This is a genomic window from Butyrivibrio proteoclasticus, from assembly GCF_900115735.1.
Lineage (GTDB): Bacteria > Bacillota > Clostridia > Lachnospirales > Lachnospiraceae > Butyrivibrio > Butyrivibrio proteoclasticus_B.
Map to the genome: position 1 here is coordinate 1 of NZ_FOXO01000009.1, position 15,830 is coordinate 15,830.

A 15,830-nucleotide genomic window follows, 5' to 3' on the forward strand; every position below is an offset into this window, starting at 1 on the left:
AAAGTACAAGGAAAGTGAACTGCTCTTCCTGCACGACAAAGCGGTTCCGGCAAACAATTCGTTAGCTGAGAGATTGGCGAGAGTCTTCAAGCGAAAGCAAAAACAGATGATGGTTTTCAGAAGCAGAGACAATTTTGAATATGTCTGTGACAGCCTGGGAATTCTATATACGCTAAAGTTTGAAGAAGGAAATCTATACAACAGGGTAACAGATATCTTTGACCGGAAACGTTACAGAAAAAAGAAGAAAAAGAAAGTAGAAGAAGCCGATGTGAGTGCATGATCACATCGGCTTTATTCGTGAACCACTGGCTAACAACTGAATTGTAACTAATTACAAAATAAACGTAAAAAAGTTTTAAAATTATTGTTGACGTTTTGCGTTATTATTGTTATTATAAATGAGTCGTCGCGAGAGAGATGCGGCGACGGTTCGCGGAAGTGTCGGAATTGGCAGACGAGCAAGACTAAGGATCTTGTGACTGTTTATGTCGTGTGGGTTCAAGTCCCATCTTCCGCACGAAAGAAAAGGATCAACTCAAATGAGTTGGTCCTTTTTCTTTTGCGCGGAAGGGAACTCTCACCCAGTGACTTCGCTTGTACCAAAATATGGGAAATAGTGTTAAAATAAATTGGCGAGATTTATGAAAAGGACTAGAGACAATGAGATATAAAGCAGTTATTTTTGATATGGACGGAACACTTCTCAATACGATTGAGGATATTACAGACTCAGTGAATTTCATTTTGAGAAAGTATGAAATGCCGGAGAGAACTCTGGATGAGGTAAAACATTTTGTGGGCAACAGCTCTGTGAAGCTTATTGAAAGGGCAATCCGGGGCGGGAGAGAAAATCGGCAGTTTGATCAGATATTGAGTGATTACGAGGCGTATTACGTTGATCACTGCAATATAAAAACAGGGCCCTATAAACATATTCCTGAGCTTTTAAAAGAGTTAAAAGAACGCGGATACAAGATAGCAATTGTGTCCAATAAGTCTATGGACGGAGTTCAGGAACTTAAAAATGTATATTTTGGAGAATTGGCCGATGTGGCGATTGGTGTGACGGAAAAGCTTCAGAGAAAGCCTGCTCCGGATGAGTGCCTTGAGGCTATGAAACAACTTTCTGTAAATAGAGAAGATTGTGTGTATGTTGGGGATTCTGATGTGGATCATATGACTGCTAAAAACACAGGAATACCATGTATTTCCTGCTTGTGGGGCTTTAGGACGAAGGAAGAACTTATTGCAGCGGGAGCAGGTGGAAATTCTTTTGTCAGTGATCCGTTAGAAATACTTGATCTGGTATGATTTATATGGTGTTTATGACTTGAAGGTGGGGGAAATGAAGAAGGCTATATCGGTTGCAGTAACTGTTCTTTTTTTGGGTGTTGTTTGTGCTGGATGCGTTATAAATAAATTTGATGAAAAAGCCAAAGACATTCAAGTTGCAGATAAATCCTACAAAGAATTTTCAGCTTTTTTTGCTGTTCCCGGTACTGAATTGGATGAGGATAATGTGGTCCGGGAGATGATCGCAGATGCTACAGGAGTCAAGGTAAATGAGAAGTGGCTGGAAAATCAGATAGCTTACGATGCCATAGATGATTTGCTTGAAAGCGGTGAATATCCTGATTTTGTAGATGCGGGCGAAGAGTCGGTACGCATGTATGAGGCGGGGGCACTTGTGGCTCTTGATGACTATATTGATAAATATCCAAACATTAAAGAACTGTTTAGTCAAAGACAGTGGGATTCTTTGAGGCAGAGTGATGGCCATATTTATTGGATTCCTCAGTTTTCCAGTACATACGGGAAGGAGAGGGTGTGCGTCCATATAGATGAGGCTTTTTGGATACAGACCAGAGTTCTTGAATGGGCGGGGTATCCTGAAGTTCACACTCTTGATCAATATTTTGACTTAATAGAAAAGTATTATGCGGCACATCCTATCATGTATGATGGTTCTTCTGTGATTCCTTATACGATTCTTTGCGATGATTGGAGATATTTTTGCCTTGAAAATGCCCCACAGTTCCTTGATGGATACCCAAATGATGGCGCTGCAATAGTTGATCCGAAGACTAGAACTGTTATTGATTACAATACGACAGATACGGCTTTTAAGTACTTTAAAAAGCTAAACGAAGAGTATAAAAAAGGCATTGTTGATCCTGATTTTTACAAGCAGAGCTATGAAGAGTATATTGCCAAGCTGTCATCCGGAAGAGTTCTTGGAATGGTTGATCAGTGGTGGGATTTTGCCTATGAGGCTGAAGATGCGATAAGGCACGCCGGACTAGATGATGAGGGATGCCAGTATGTTCCACTTCCGATAACGATAAGAGAAGGAATTACCAATCAATGGCACAATTCAGGAAACGTTTTGCATGGAAGTTCAGGCCTTGCAATTACGAAAAGTTGCAAAGATGTTGACGGGGCCATGGAATTTATCAGTGCTTTATTGGAGCAGGATATTCATAATCTGCGATATTGGGGCATTGAAGGCGTTGACTATGTGATCGATGACAATGGTATGTTTAAAAAGACAAAAGGGATGCGAAAACAGGCTTATGATACAGCTTATAAGAAGTCACATTTCTGTCAGTACAATTATTTTCCACAATGGCTTGGAACAAGCAGGGATGGTATAAATGCCATGAAACCTGAAGGCCAGGAGGTGGAGTTTTATGATGGATTGTCAGATAAAGTCAGAAAATGCCTTACGGCCTATGATGCACGGACTTACGTGGAAATGCTTGGAACAAACCCTTCTCCGGGGGCTTGGTATCCGATCTATACATACGCACAGGCTCTTTCACCGGGCTCTGCTGAGGGAGAAGCTTATCACATGATGACAGAGTGCAAACAAAATTATCTTCCTCAGGTGGTAATGGCAAATAATTTTGAAAGAACCTGGGCTGAGTACATGGAAGCTTATTATTCCTGTCATCCTGAACGTTTTTTGAATGCACTTCAGAATGAAGTTAACAGAAGGGTTGAAGAAGCTGCTGGCTATGAACAGTAATAATATAGGTGTATAATGTTTTGAATACATGAAAACAGTTTGTTTAAAAATGGAGGGGATATATGGGAAATACAGAAAATAAGGAGCAAAATGATACTGTTGTAACAAGTGAAGAAGTGCTTGTTGAGATAAGAAATCTCACAAAGAAAAAGCTCTTTTGGCAGAGAATCGGTACTTGTTGTATAGCTGCTATTACCGGTATTGTGCTTATTACAATGCTCATAGTTATTCCGCAGCTTGAAGTGACTCTTGATCATATCAATGATACAGCGCTCGAGGCTCAGAAATCTTTAAATGAAGCTAATACCATGATAACAAGTATCACTAAGGCAAGCGATAATTTTGACAGCCTTGTTGATAAAAACGGTGAAGGCATTACAAATGCAGTTCAGTCAATGGCAGAGATTGACTTTGAAGGACTTAACAAAGCAATCAAGGATCTTCAGGATGCAGTAGGACCTTTAGCGGCATTTATGAGTAAATTCAGATGATTAGGAGGGAAAAGCAATGGGGAAGAAGTCAACAGTAGAAGAAATCAGAGAAATAGTAAAAGGGGTTTCCAAAAATGCAGAGCCAGTTATTGATGGCGCTATGAAAAGGGCAGAGCCTTTGATTAAAGATGTTACAAAAAAGGCAGAGCCTATCTACAATGATATAAGAGAAAAAGCAGAGCCTATCTACAATGATATTAAGGAAAAGGCAGAACCTATTTATAATGATATAAAAGAAAAGGCAGCTCCTGCAGCAAAGATTGTCAAAAACCGCTCTGAGAAGGCTCGCAAGGCAGCTAAGACTGTAAGTGATGACATCACTTTAAAAGCGGCTAAATTCAGCTGCAAAGAAGAAGTTTTTGTTCAGTACAATCATCATGAGATCAGAACAACTGATATCATTGAAAAGGCCAAACAGGACTACGTTTCAAAAGGAAATAAGCCTTCGAACATCAGAGAGATACAGGTATACATTAAACCTTCGGACAACGCAGCATATTATGTTGTAAATCACCAGGAAACTGGAAAAATAGGATTTTGATAGGAAATAATAAATGGCAATAGAATTAGCAAGTTTTTTTCCGCTTTCCCACTATGAGTACGGCGAGGCATATTTTGGAAGCTACAAGGGCATGAGATACAGGCTTGCCAGAGAGCCGCTTGAAAATGTCAAGTTTACTCCTGTTGATAAAAGAGGTCCTGCTACTTTGATGGCCACTGTGTGGCCTGAACCAAATTCCTATGCACATACAGATGATTCTCTTAAGACAACGGAGAATTTTGAAGTATCACAGGAGGGACTTGAAAAGGCTGTTCAGTGGATAAATGATCAGTATACATCAAGGGAAAACGAATGGATGAGATAAAATTTTAAAAATAATCAAAATAAAAAAAGGATTTTAAGAACCCACGTCGAATATATTAGATGTGGGTTTTTTAGTAGATAACTGATTCGCCCGCAGAAAGAAGAAAAAATTGAAAATTCGCGAACAACTGGAAAAACGTGAGACTAAAATCTTAAGCAAACATGCTACTCTGAGCATGAATTCCAAAGGTAGAGAAAAAGAAGAAAAACCATGCGATATCAGGCCTTGTTTTCAAAGGGACCGTGATAGGATATTGTATTCCAAGTCATTCAGGCGCCTAAAGGACAAGACTCAGGTTTTTTTGTCTCCGGATGGAGATCACTACAGAACCCGTATGACGCATACTCTTGAAGTTTCTCAAAATGCAAGGACTATTGCAAAAGCTCTTTTGCTCAACGAGGATCTGGCAGAGGCCATTGCCCTTGGACATGATCTTGGGCATACACCATTTGGACATGCCGGAGAAAGAGCCTTAAATCAGGTATGTCCCGGCGGCTTTAGACACAATGAGCAGAGTCTTAGAATTGTAGAAAAACTTGAAAACTACGGACAGGGAATGAATCTTACATGGGAAGTCAGGGATGGTATTTTAAACCATGAAATTGATCTGACTCCATCAACCCTTGAAGGAAAAGTTGTGCGCCTTTCAGATAAGATTGCCTATATGCATCATGATATGGATGATGCCATCAGAGGAGGCATAATTACTGAAGATCAGGTGCCCGAAGATTTGTGTGATGTCATAGGTCATACCAATAGAGAGTGGCTTGATACGTTCATTCATGACATTGTGGCTAACAGCCTTGATAAGGATGATATCCGCATGTCAGATGAGATATATGATGCATTTCACAGACTTAGAAAGTTTATGTTTGACCGCGTTTACACCAATCCTATTGCCAAGAGTCAGGAAGGCAAGGTTGAGGTGATGATAAAGATACTGTATTTTTATTATTTTGATCACATAGATCTTTTGCCTGATTATCTTAAGGATATGATGAATCATGGTGAGACAAAAGAGCGGGTTGTCTGTGACTATGTCAGCTCGATGACTGACAGATATGCTATTTCAGTATTTGAGGAAGTTTATATACCACATACTTGGGGAGTTTTGTAAATAATGTACTATTCAGATGAAATCATCGAAGAAGTGCGTTCAAGGAATGATATTGTGGATGTGGTGGGACAATATGTGCATTTGCAGAAAAAAGGATCCAATTATTTTGGACTTTGCCCGTTTCACAATGAAAAATCCGGGTCGTTTTCAGTCTCCGCTCATAAGCAGATGTTTTACTGCTTCGGATGCGGTGCAGGCGGCAATGTGATCACTTTTTTGATGAAGTATGACAATTTAACATTTCAGGAAGCGGTAAAAGAACTTGCGGAGCGAGCGGGGATAAAGCTTCCTGAGCAGGATGATTCTCCTGCAGCCAAGGCTGCGCGGGATAAAAAACAGATACTGTATGATATCAATAAAGAAGCAGCTAAGTATTATTATTATCAGCTTCGAGGAAAGACCGGACAAAAGGGCATGGAGTATTTCAGATCCAGAAAGCTTACTGATGAGACCATGCAGCACTTTGGACTTGGATATGCCAATATTACAAGTGATGATTTGACAAAGCATCTCAAAAAACTTGGATATACAGACGGTCAGATAATTGAGGCGGGCCTTGCTTCTCATGATGATAAAATGGGAACCCACGATAAATTTTGGAACAGAGTAATGTTTCCTATACAGGATGCTTCTCAAAAGGTTATTGGCTTTGGTGGCCGCGTGATGGGAGATGGTAAGCCCAAATACCTCAACTCTCCCGAAACACCTATTTTTGATAAAAGTCGTAATTTGTTCGGACTTAATTATGCCAAAAATTCAAGAGCAGGTTACATGATAATCTGTGAGGGATATATGGATGTTATAGCTATGCATCAGGCGGGCTTTAATATGGCAGTTGCTTCTCTTGGAACTGCATTCACCACCGGGCAGGCCATGATATTAAAAAGATATACGGATGAAGTAATCTTGTCTTATGACAGTGATGAAGCCGGAACAAAAGCTGCACTCAGAGGAATTGGTATTCTTAAGGAAGCAGGACTGAAGGGAAAAGTTCTTGACCTAAGACCATATAAGGACCCGGATGAGTTTATTAAAAATGAGGGCAGGGAAGCTTTCGAAGAGAGAATAAAAAATGCGGAAAACACTTTCTTTTTTGAAGTAAGGGTGCTTCAATCACAGCATGATATGTCAGATCCTCAGTCCAAGACTGAATTCCACAGAAAACTTGCTATGAAACTGTGTGAATTTGAAGAGGCTTTGGAAAGAGAAAATTATATAGAGGCTGTTGCTGCCAGATACAACATTGCGGTAGATGATCTTAGAAGGCTTGTGTCCAGTGTGGCATCCCAGGGCGGACTTGTGAGAAAGGTTGAAAGACCTAAGTCCGGCATACAACAGAAGCGTACGCCGGAAGATGGAGCCAAAAAGAATCAAAGGCTTCTTTTAACATGGCTGACTGATGAACCACAGCTTTTTCCCAAGGTCACCCGGTGGATTACTCCCGAAGATTTTTCGGATGATCTGTATAGAAATGTGGCAAAAGAGCTGTTTCAGGGAATGGAGAGCGGTAACTTTTCTCCGGCAGCTATTCTCGACAGGTTTACTGATGAAGATGAACACCGGCAGGTGGCCGAAATGTTTAATACCAATCTAATCGAGATAGAGACCAGGGAGCAGAGAAAGAAAGCTTTCCGCGACATAATATACGGCGTTAAGGCAGCAGGATATGACAGACTAAAGAAAGAGCTAAAGCCGGATGACCCTGATTTTCTCACAAAGACAATTCAGGGTAAAAAAGAGTTAGAAAAGTTATCACATGCAGATATAATGCCGGATGACTGATAAAAAATAATAGAAAAGGAAAATATAAAAATGGCAAAGAAAGAAATAGAGACTAAAGAGACAAAAAAGGTAGTTGCCAAGGCTTCTGCAAAAGTTTCGGCAAAACCTAAAAAAGAAGTTGCTGCAGAAGAGAAGAAAACAGCTAAGAAGGCTGATGAGAAGGCGCCAAAAGCAGCAAAAGAACCTAAAGCAAAAAGGACTGCAAAAAGTGCAAAGGCAGAAAGCGAGAGTTCATCTAATGATGGAGAGGGTAATGAGTTTGATGAGGCAACAAAAGAACTCTTTACACAGAAGATAAAGGATATCCTTGCACTTGCGAAAAAGAAGAAAAACGTTCTTGAGTATTCGGAAATCAGTGATTTCTTCACTGACATGAATCTTAATGAGGAACAGCTTGATAACGTTCTTGAAGTTCTTGAAAACTCAGGTATTGACGTTCTTAGAGTTTCAGAGGTTGACGATGATCTTCCTGATGAAGATGACATGATGCTTTCTGATGAGGATGAGGTAGATATGGAGAATATCGACCTTTCAGTTCCTGATGGAATCAGCATCGAAGATCCTGTAAGAATGTACCTTAAGGAAATCGGTAAAGTTCCGCTTCTTAACGCTGATCAGGAGATCGAACTTGCAAGAGCCATGGAAGCAGGTGCTGATGCTCAGAAGCAGCTTGATGATGACAAGGATAAAAATGAGCTTTCAGAGGCTGAAAAGAAAGAATTAAATCAGGCAATCTATGAGGGTGAAGAGGCAAAGAAACGTCTTGCTGAAGCGAACCTTCGTCTTGTTGTAAGTATTGCAAAGAGATATGTCGGAAGAGGAATGCTTTTCCTTGACCTTATCCAGGAAGGAAACCTTGGTCTTATCAAGGCTGTTGAGAAATTTGATTTCAGAAAGGGTTTCAAGTTCTCAACATATGCTACATGGTGGATCAGACAGGCTATCACAAGAGCTATTGCAGATCAGGCCAGAACTATCCGTATTCCTGTTCACATGGTTGAGACTATCAATAAGCTCATTCGTGTAAGTCGTCAGCTTCTTCAGGAGCTTGGTCGTGAGCCGCTTCCGGAAGAGGTTGCAAAAGAGATGAATATGCCTGTAGAGCGTGTGCGTGAGATTCTTAAGATTTCTCAGGAGCCTGTATCTTTGGAAACACCTATCGGTGAAGAGGAAGACAGCCATCTTGGTGATTTCATTCAGGATGACAACGTACCTGTGCCTGCAGACGCTGCAGCATTTACACTTTTAAAGGAACAGCTTGTTGAGGTTCTTGGAACACTTACAGAGCGTGAACAGAAAGTATTAAGACTCAGATTTGGTCTTGATGATGGAAGAGCAAGAACTCTTGAAGAAGTTGGTAAAGAGTTTAACGTAACTCGTGAGCGTATCCGTCAGATTGAGGCTAAGGCACTTAGAAAGCTTCGTCATCCTAGCCGTAGCCGCAAGCTCAAGGATTATCTTGATTGATCATGAGTAGAGAAGATATATCACTTAAAATGTCACAGAGGCTTATCACTGTTGCAGATATGTTAAGAAGTGACGGTGAGGTTTTGCGGGCTGCGGATGTCGGATGCGACCATGGATATGTGTCTATTTACCTTGTTCAGAGGAAAATAGCAAGCTCGGTGATTGCCATGGATGTTAGGAAAGGCCCGCTTTCTGCGGCTGATGCCAATATTGCGGAGTGCGGATTAAAGAATAGCATTTCCACAAGACTTTCAGACGGCGTAAAAGAGCTGAAAAAGGGCGAGGCAAATGCAATAGTAATTGCAGGAATGGGCGGCAAGCTTATGGAGAGGCTTATAGACGAAGGCAATCTTTATGACCTTGGCATAAGAAGAGCAGTTTTTCAGCCACAGTCTGATTATGAAGAGTTCAGACAGTTCATTAGAGATAAGGGATATCTGATCACAGATGAAAGAGTTGTTTACGAGGATGGGAAATACTATTTTCCGATGAAAGTAGATATTGTGGACAGCTCTTTTGACAGCAAAAACGTATTTGATAAAACTTTAGAAACATTGTTTAGTGATAGTGGTGACATTGATAAAGACTTGATGGTCAGAATATGTAACCGCTATGGTGAGTGTAATTTAGTAAGAAAAGAACCGCTTCTTGTGCCATATTTAGATCACGGGAAAGAAGTTCTTGAGAGCATTTTGAAGAGTCTTGATGACAGCCATACAGGGCGCAGAAAAGAAATAATGGAGGAGTTGTCCGATATTTCTTTTGCCCAAAAAATCTTAAACAGGTAGGAGAGACGTTATGCCGCAGGTTACAATAAATGGAGTATCTAAAGAATACGAAAAAGGAACTACATTTGAGCAGATCGCAAAAGAGTACCAGTCTGAGTATAAATACAGAATTGCAGCAGTTATATACAACGGCAAGATAAGGGAACTTTTCAAAACTGTGAAAAAAGATGGAGAATTGTCTTTTATCACCTTTGCTGATGACATTGGGCATAAGACTATGCGAAGAACGGCAATAATGATACTTATTAAAGCTGTAAGAGATGTGGCAGGAAAGGATGCTCAGGCAAAAACAAAGGTGGAGTTCACAATTGGTACAGGCTATTACTGTACCATTAGAGGCAGCATTGACGTTACTGATGAATTTGTGGGAAAGGTATCTGACAGGTTCCGGGAACTCATAGACAAGGCGCTTCCTATAACAAAGAAAGTTTATCCCCTTGATGAGGCTATCGAGATATTCAAAAAGCAAGGCATGACTGATAAAGTTTCTCTTTTGAAATATAGGAGAAGCTCAGAGATAAATGTCTATAAACTTGAAGATTTTTACGATTATTTTTATGGCTACATGTTGCCAAATACTTCTTATATAGAGCATTTTAAATTAGAGAAATTCCATGATGGAATGCTTCTTACCCTTCCTATGAAGATTGATCCTAATCTTTTAAAGGTTTCAGAACCGAGGGAAAAGTTGTTTGAAACCATGAAGCTTGCCAGCGATTGGGGCAGCAGAATGGGAATTGATAATGTAGGTGATCTCAATGATCAAATCTGCGCCGGCAGGATCAATGAGATGATTCTTGTTCAGGAGGCTCTTCAGGAGCGAAGGATTGGCGAGATTGCCAAAAAGATTCATGACCGCAAGGATATCAAGTTTGTAATGATTGCAGGACCCAGTTCTTCCGGAAAGACAAGTTTTGCAAACAGACTATCAATACAGCTTCGAACCTACGGAATGGTTCCGCATCCTATAAGCCTTGATAACTATTTTGTTAATAGAGAGTTTACTCCCAAGCATCTGGATGGAAGCTATGACTTTGAGTGTCTTGGAGCAATGGATATTAAGCAGTTTAATGATGATATGGTAAGACTCTTAAATGGTGAGCGCGTTGAGATGCCTGAGTTTAACTTTGTTACAGGCAAAAGAGAAATGAATGGTAATTTCATGCAGCTTGGTGAGTCAGATGTTCTTGTTATTGAGGGAATACATGGACTTAACGAAGAAATGTCATATGCTCTTCCGGCAAGTTCAAAGTTTAAAATTTATATCAGTGCTCTTACAACACTTAGCATTGATTCTCACAACAGAATTCCTACAACTGATGGAAGACTGCTCAGACGAATTGTCAGGGATGCCAGAACCAGAGGCGCCAGCGCCAAAGCAACCATCAGCATGTGGCCTTCTGTCAGAGCAGGAGAGGAAGCAAATATTTTCCCATTTCAGGAAGAGGCTGATGAAATGTTCAATTCTGCTCAGATCTATGAACTTGCTGTTATAAAGCAGTATGCAGAACCGCTTCTTTTCTCAATCGGAAAAAATGAACCTGAGTATTACGAAGCAAAAAGGCTTCTGAAGTTTCTTGACTATTTTGTAAGCGTTGATAATTCTTTCCTTCCAAAGAATTCAATCTGCAGAGAATTCGTTGGCGGAAGTTGTTTTAAGGTATGAAAGAATGAGATATTGTAAAGAATATTTTGATGATGTCAGGCTGGTAGCAGATACCATGCCTGACATTACGGCTTTATTAAATAAAACAATTTGCATAACCGGTTCTACTGGTATGCTTTGCTCAGCTGTGGTGGATATCATAGCTCTTTTGAACGAAGAAAAAGATGCTCATATTAAGCTGATTTTGGCAGGCAGAAATAAAGAGAAAACAGATGCCAGATTTGAAGGGCTTTTTAAGAAAAATGGATATGAATTTGCCCTGTATGATGCAACTAAGGAAGGAGTTCGACTACCTGTAGCTGACTACTATATTCACGGAGCCAGCAATGCGGATCCGGCCAAAATGGCTTCGGAGCCGGTTGAAACTATGCTTAGTAACATTCTTGGCTTGAAGACGGTTCTGGATTCAGCTGCTTGTGCTAAGGGCAGCAGGGTGCTGTTTATTTCTTCCGGTGAAATCTATGGCAATCCGATAGTTTTAGAAGATCAACGATCTGAAAAACAGCATGAAGACTTATCAGAGGAATATGGCGGATTTACAGCAGAGAATGCACTTAAGGAGAATGACTATGGTTATATAGATGTTCTTAATCCCCGCGCTTGCTATCCAATGAGTAAGAGGGCTGCGGAGACCATGTGTGCAGCTTTTTATCAAGAACATGGAGTTGATTATGTTATAGCCAGGTCCTGCCATGCATACGGCCCTGGTATCGCAAAGGGAGACAGCAGGGCAACTGCTGCATTTACAAGGAATGCGGCTTTAGGAAAAGATATCGTGATGAAGAGTGCTGGAGAGCAGATAAGATCTTATTGCTATACTCTTGATAGTGCGGCAGCTCTTTTGACAATTCTTCTTCATGGCAATTCCTGCGAAGCCTACAATATTTCCAATGAGAACTCTGTTGTTGCTATAAGAGATATTGCTGAGGAAATAGCAGCGGCAGCAGGGGTAAGGGTTGTGTTTGAAAATCCTGATGATGTTGAAAAAAAGAGCTATAACATGATGAAGGCCTCTGTTCTTGACTGCTCAAAACTTAAGGAACTTGGATGGAGGGCAAAATTTGATTTGAAATCAGGTGTTAATAGAACACTGAAGTTTTTCAAATAAAAAATGTCTCTTGCGTGGTTGTTTTTTATTATAAATGTCTCTAAAATTTCACGAAATCAAACAAAGTATGAAACATAATTACAATCACAGTTTAAACACATTTTTTTCACTATTTGTTCGTGTAAACCCCATTTACATTTACGTGGCAAAGAGTAAAATATAATTCGCTGTTTGAAAGAATATGTATTTACATTGAGGGAGATTTTTATAATGACAACCTACGACAGGGCTAAAACAATTAATTCATTAGCGGTTGCCATGGGTATGCAACCCATAAGTGGAAAAGACATGGCTAGATATGACACTGCAAGAGGAACACTCTATTGCAATGATAATTCAATGGATATTGGCAATGTTGGAGCTGCTATTTCTTATTTTGAAACTATGAAATTAAAGGCACTTAGATCATTGTCGCCTGAGGCGCAGAGGGTAGCAGGATTTTATACATCAGCTATAAATGCACTCAAGTTTGTTAAGGAAAAAACTGTTGAAGAAACTGGTAAATCAACAGTTTGAGTAATACATCCACTTTAAAAGAGCCTTAGTTGGCTCTTTTTTTATATCATAGGAAATTGCTTCCTATGATATAAAAAATCGCTCCGCTAAGGAAGCGCACTCGCGCGAATGGAAGATGTTGCATAAATGCAACCGCGCTCGGCGCGCGAATGTCGCAAGCGACATTCTTTTTTTATTATGGAAGTCATAATAGATACAATTTTTGGTTTCATAAATTTAGAATTATGATATAATGTATTTTCTGAGTAGGATAAATGATCGCTGCCATGCAAACGAAAGGGCATGGGAGAGGAAAGTCCGGGCTTCACAGGGCAGGATGCCAGATAACGTCTGGTGGAGGTGACTCCCAGGATAGTGCAACAGAGATATACCGCGTTAGCAATGAGGCGGGTGACTATGGCAAGATGGAGCAGATTCATGCTTGCATGATATCTGCAACATATTGACATAGTTATGCGGCGAATGCCGCGTAACGAGGAAAGCTTGCTTTCCGAGTGACCGCCTCACACAATTGCTGGCGTAAGGGTGGAAAGGCAGTGTAAGAGACTACCGTGCTGGTGGTAACATCAGTAGCCATGTAAACCCCATCCGAAGCAAGACCGAAAAGAAAGCAAAGAGTCGGCCCGGCTCGCTTTCAGGTGGGTCGCTTGAGGCTGTCGGCGACGGCAGTCCTAGATAGATGATCATTCACGACATAACCCGGCTTACAGTCCTACTCATAAAAAGACTAAAGGCAACGCTTAACCGCGTTGCTTTTTTATATCATAGGAAATTGCTTTCCTATGATATAAAAAAACGCTCCGCTAAGGATGCGCACCTCGCGGCAATGAAATTAATTGCTTCGCAATACCGCTCGGGCGCGAAGAGTCGCGAGCGACTCTTTATTTATTTGATTTAATAGGAAATTGCAACGCTTTTTTATTGAAAAATACAGCAATTTTTGCAATATAGATAAGGGCAAAATGTGATAAAATGTAAGAAATATGAAAGCTCTTACATCAGGTCAAGATTTGCAACTTTTTTGTTTATAAATGAACTGACAAAGAATAAGTTATACCGTATCATAAAATTGCGTGAATAAATGGGAGGCATTCCCATATAAAATAGTAATTGAGGAACGGAGGCAATTATGGAACTTAGAACAGCTAGTTCACCTAGAGATGAGAAGCATTATGATACTCAGAGATTAAGAGAAGAGTACCTCATCGATGATCTTTTTCAGCCAGATGTGATTAAACTTGTTTACAGCCACATTGATAGGATCATTACTGGTTCAGCAGTTCCTGTTAAAGAGGAACTTAAACTTACAGCCGGCGATGAGCTTAGAGCAGAATACTTTTTACAGAGACGTGAGATGGGTGTTATCAATATCGGTGGCGCAGGCGTCATCACTATTGATGGTAAAAAGTATGATGTAGATTATAAGCAGGGCATGTACATCGGAATGGGAGCAAAAGATGTTTCTTTTGCAAGCTGCGATACAAGTAAGCCTGCTAAGTTTTATATCAACAGCGCACCGGCACATAAGACATATCCAACAGTTCTTATTAAAAGAGAAGGAACTCCTTCTGAAGACGTTGTTATCATCAAGGATGAAAACAAGAAAGAGCTTGGATCTCTTGAGCAGGCCAACCACAGAGTTATCAACAAGTATATTCTTCCCGGACAGGTTGAGACATGTCAGCTTGAAATGGGTATGACTGAGCTTAAGCCTGGAAGTGTATGGAATACAATGCCATGTCATACACATGACAGACGTATGGAAGTATATCTTTACTTTGATATTCCAGAGGATGCACTTGTTATGCATTTCATGGGAGAGCCTACAGAGACAAGACACATTGTAATGAGAAACGAGCAGGCTGTTATCAGCCCTAGCTGGTCAATCCATTCAGGATGTGGAACACAGGCATACACATTCATCTGGGGAATGGTCGGAGAGAATCAGGACTTCGATGACATGGATGATTGTGAGATGACATCATTGATGTAAATTTGAGAGTTTTGCGGTTATATCTTTAGATGGCCGCGATACAAAATTGAACGTAAATAATTAACAATAGCTTAATAATAGGAGGGTATTAAAATGCAGGATTTTTTAAAGAACTTTTCACTTGAAGGTAAGATTGCCTGGGTTACTGGTGCTTCTTACGGACTTGGACTTGCTTATGCAGTAGCTTTTGCAGAGAGCGGAGCAAGAGTAGTATTCAACGATATCAATCAGGAACTTGTTGACAAGGGAATGGCTGAGTACAAAAAGCTTGGAATCGATGCTTTCGGAGCTGTTTGTGACGTAACAAAAGAAGATCAGGTTCAGAAATTCGTTGCTGATGTTGAAAAGAACGTAGGAACAATCGATATCCTTGTAAATAACGCAGGTATCATTAAGAGAATTCCTATGATCGATATGACAGTTGATCAGTGGCAGCAGGTTATTGATGTTGACCTTACAGGTCCTTTCATCTGCTCAAAGGCTGTTCTTCCTGCAATGATCAAGAAGGGAAGCGGTAAGATTATCAACGCTTGTTCAATGATGTCAGAGTTTGGTCGTGAGACAGTATCTGCTTATGCAGCAGCTAAGGGCGGACTTAAGATGCTCACAAGAAACATCTGCTCAGAGTATGGTCAGTTCAATATCCAGTGTAACGCTATTGGACCCGGATATATTGCAACTCCTCAGACAGCACCTCTTCGTGAGAAACAGCCTGATGGATCAATGCATCCATTTGACAGATTCATCCGTTCAAAGACACCTGCTCAGAGATGGGGCAAGACAGAAGACCTTATGGGACTTGCTGTATTCCTTGCATCACCTGCTTCTGATTTCATCAACGGTCAGGTTGTATATATTGATGGTGGTATTTCAGCTTACATCGGACAGGATCCAAGTAACCTCGATCCTTCAAAGTTCCAGGATGTTGATTAAAAATGGATTAAGATCAATCATGTAGTCGTGCTGGCACGTAATTACATGATTGATTTTGAGACATGCTAGGCA

Annotated in this window: 14 protein-coding genes, 1 tRNA gene, 1 other RNA gene and 1 pseudogene; all 17 read left to right on the plus strand. The window is 40.5% G+C overall.

The annotated features are described in order from the left end of the window. Positions 1-283: pseudogene (locus BM146_RS19425) on the plus strand (hypothetical protein); the annotation flags it as partial. Between the two features lie 152 nt (positions 284-435). After that, positions 436-520: transfer RNA gene (locus BM146_RS07035), tRNA-Leu, on the plus strand. Between the two features lie 143 nt (positions 521-663). Further along, on the plus strand, positions 664-1,314 hold the full coding sequence (locus tag BM146_RS07040) for an HAD family hydrolase (RefSeq protein ID WP_074886459.1): 651 nt from the start codon (positions 664-666) through the stop codon (positions 1,312-1,314). A 34-nt stretch (positions 1,315-1,348) separates the two neighbouring features. Continuing rightward, a complete protein-coding gene (locus BM146_RS07045; protein WP_074886462.1) occupies positions 1,349-3,031 on the plus strand; it encodes an extracellular solute-binding protein in 1,683 nt (560 codons plus the stop codon). 62 nt (positions 3,032-3,093) lie between these two features. Beyond that, on the plus strand, positions 3,094-3,522 hold the full coding sequence (locus BM146_RS07050) for a hypothetical protein (RefSeq protein ID WP_074886465.1): 429 nt from the start codon (positions 3,094-3,096) through the stop codon (positions 3,520-3,522). A 16-nt stretch (positions 3,523-3,538) separates the two neighbouring features. Further along, the gene (locus BM146_RS07055) at positions 3,539-4,063 is read left to right on the plus strand and encodes a DUF6465 family protein (RefSeq protein WP_074886468.1); all 525 of its coding nucleotides are present in this window, start codon (positions 3,539-3,541) and stop codon (positions 4,061-4,063) included. A 13-nt stretch (positions 4,064-4,076) separates the two neighbouring features. After that, on the plus strand, positions 4,077-4,388 hold the full coding sequence (locus BM146_RS07060) for a hypothetical protein (protein WP_074886472.1): 312 nt from the start codon (positions 4,077-4,079) through the stop codon (positions 4,386-4,388). Between the two features lie 109 nt (positions 4,389-4,497). Further along, positions 4,498-5,505 (plus strand): deoxyguanosinetriphosphate triphosphohydrolase, encoded by a 1,008-nt coding sequence (locus tag BM146_RS07065; RefSeq protein ID WP_074886475.1) that lies wholly within the window; start codon positions 4,498-4,500, stop codon positions 5,503-5,505. Positions 5,506-5,508: 3 nt separating this feature from the next. After that, positions 5,509-7,287, plus strand: a complete 1,779-nt coding sequence (gene dnaG / locus BM146_RS07070) for a DNA primase (RefSeq protein WP_074886478.1) — start codon at positions 5,509-5,511, stop codon at positions 7,285-7,287. 30 nt (positions 7,288-7,317) lie between these two features. Beyond that, positions 7,318-8,754, plus strand: coding sequence for an RNA polymerase sigma factor RpoD (rpoD, locus tag BM146_RS07075; RefSeq protein ID WP_074886480.1), 1,437 nt, complete (start codon positions 7,318-7,320; stop codon positions 8,752-8,754). A 2-nt stretch (positions 8,755-8,756) separates the two neighbouring features. Next, entirely contained in the window at positions 8,757-9,542 is a 786-nt protein-coding gene (locus BM146_RS07080) for a class I SAM-dependent methyltransferase (protein WP_143087445.1), read from the plus strand. Between the two features lie 10 nt (positions 9,543-9,552). Then, entirely contained in the window at positions 9,553-11,208 is a 1,656-nt protein-coding gene (locus tag BM146_RS07085; RefSeq protein ID WP_074886487.1) for a nucleoside kinase, read from the plus strand. Beyond that, on the plus strand, positions 11,183-12,316 hold the full coding sequence (locus BM146_RS07090) for an NAD-dependent epimerase/dehydratase family protein (protein WP_242949359.1): 1,134 nt from the start codon (positions 11,183-11,185) through the stop codon (positions 12,314-12,316). Before BM146_RS07085 ends, BM146_RS07090 begins: the two co-directional genes overlap by 26 nt. Positions 12,317-12,487: 171 nt before the next feature. After that, a complete protein-coding gene (locus BM146_RS07095; RefSeq protein WP_207649905.1) occupies positions 12,488-12,832 on the plus strand; it encodes a hypothetical protein in 345 nt (114 codons plus the stop codon). A gap of 242 nt (positions 12,833-13,074) precedes the next feature. Further along, positions 13,075-13,555, plus strand: an RNA gene (rnpB, locus tag BM146_RS07100) — RNase P RNA component class A. A gap of 406 nt (positions 13,556-13,961) precedes the next feature. Beyond that, positions 13,962-14,825: a 5-dehydro-4-deoxy-D-glucuronate isomerase gene (gene kduI, locus BM146_RS07105; protein WP_074886495.1), complete on the plus strand. Its 864-nt coding sequence runs from the start codon at positions 13,962-13,964 to the stop codon at positions 14,823-14,825. 93 nt (positions 14,826-14,918) lie between these two features. Continuing rightward, positions 14,919-15,758 carry a gluconate 5-dehydrogenase gene (locus BM146_RS07110; RefSeq protein WP_074886498.1) on the plus strand — a complete coding sequence of 280 codons (840 nt, stop codon included), beginning with the start codon at positions 14,919-14,921 and terminating at the stop codon, positions 15,756-15,758. Positions 15,759-15,830: the final 72 nt, after the last annotated feature.

What these genes read in the sequence shown, in the direction of transcription:
- BM146_RS07050 (WP_074886465.1), top strand. Translation starts at nt 3,094, where the DNA reads ATGGGAAATACAGAAAATAAGGAGCAAAATGATACTGTTGTAACAAGT.
- BM146_RS07040 (WP_074886459.1), top strand. Translation starts at nt 664, where the DNA reads ATGAGATATAAAGCAGTTATTTTTGATATGGACGGAACACTTCTCAAT.
- BM146_RS07080 (WP_143087445.1), top strand. Translation starts at nt 8,757, where the DNA reads ATGAGTAGAGAAGATATATCACTTAAAATGTCACAGAGGCTTATCACT.
- BM146_RS07045 (WP_074886462.1), top strand. Translation starts at nt 1,349, where the DNA reads ATGAAGAAGGCTATATCGGTTGCAGTAACTGTTCTTTTTTTGGGTGTT.
- BM146_RS07085 (WP_074886487.1), top strand. Translation starts at nt 9,553, where the DNA reads ATGCCGCAGGTTACAATAAATGGAGTATCTAAAGAATACGAAAAAGGA.
- BM146_RS07060 (WP_074886472.1), top strand. Translation starts at nt 4,077, where the DNA reads ATGGCAATAGAATTAGCAAGTTTTTTTCCGCTTTCCCACTATGAGTAC.
- dnaG (WP_074886478.1), top strand. Translation starts at nt 5,509, where the DNA reads ATGTACTATTCAGATGAAATCATCGAAGAAGTGCGTTCAAGGAATGAT.
- BM146_RS07110 (WP_074886498.1), top strand. Translation starts at nt 14,919, where the DNA reads ATGCAGGATTTTTTAAAGAACTTTTCACTTGAAGGTAAGATTGCCTGG.
- rpoD (WP_074886480.1), top strand. Translation starts at nt 7,318, where the DNA reads ATGGCAAAGAAAGAAATAGAGACTAAAGAGACAAAAAAGGTAGTTGCC.
- BM146_RS07055 (WP_074886468.1), top strand. Translation starts at nt 3,539, where the DNA reads ATGGGGAAGAAGTCAACAGTAGAAGAAATCAGAGAAATAGTAAAAGGG.
- kduI (WP_074886495.1), top strand. Translation starts at nt 13,962, where the DNA reads ATGGAACTTAGAACAGCTAGTTCACCTAGAGATGAGAAGCATTATGAT.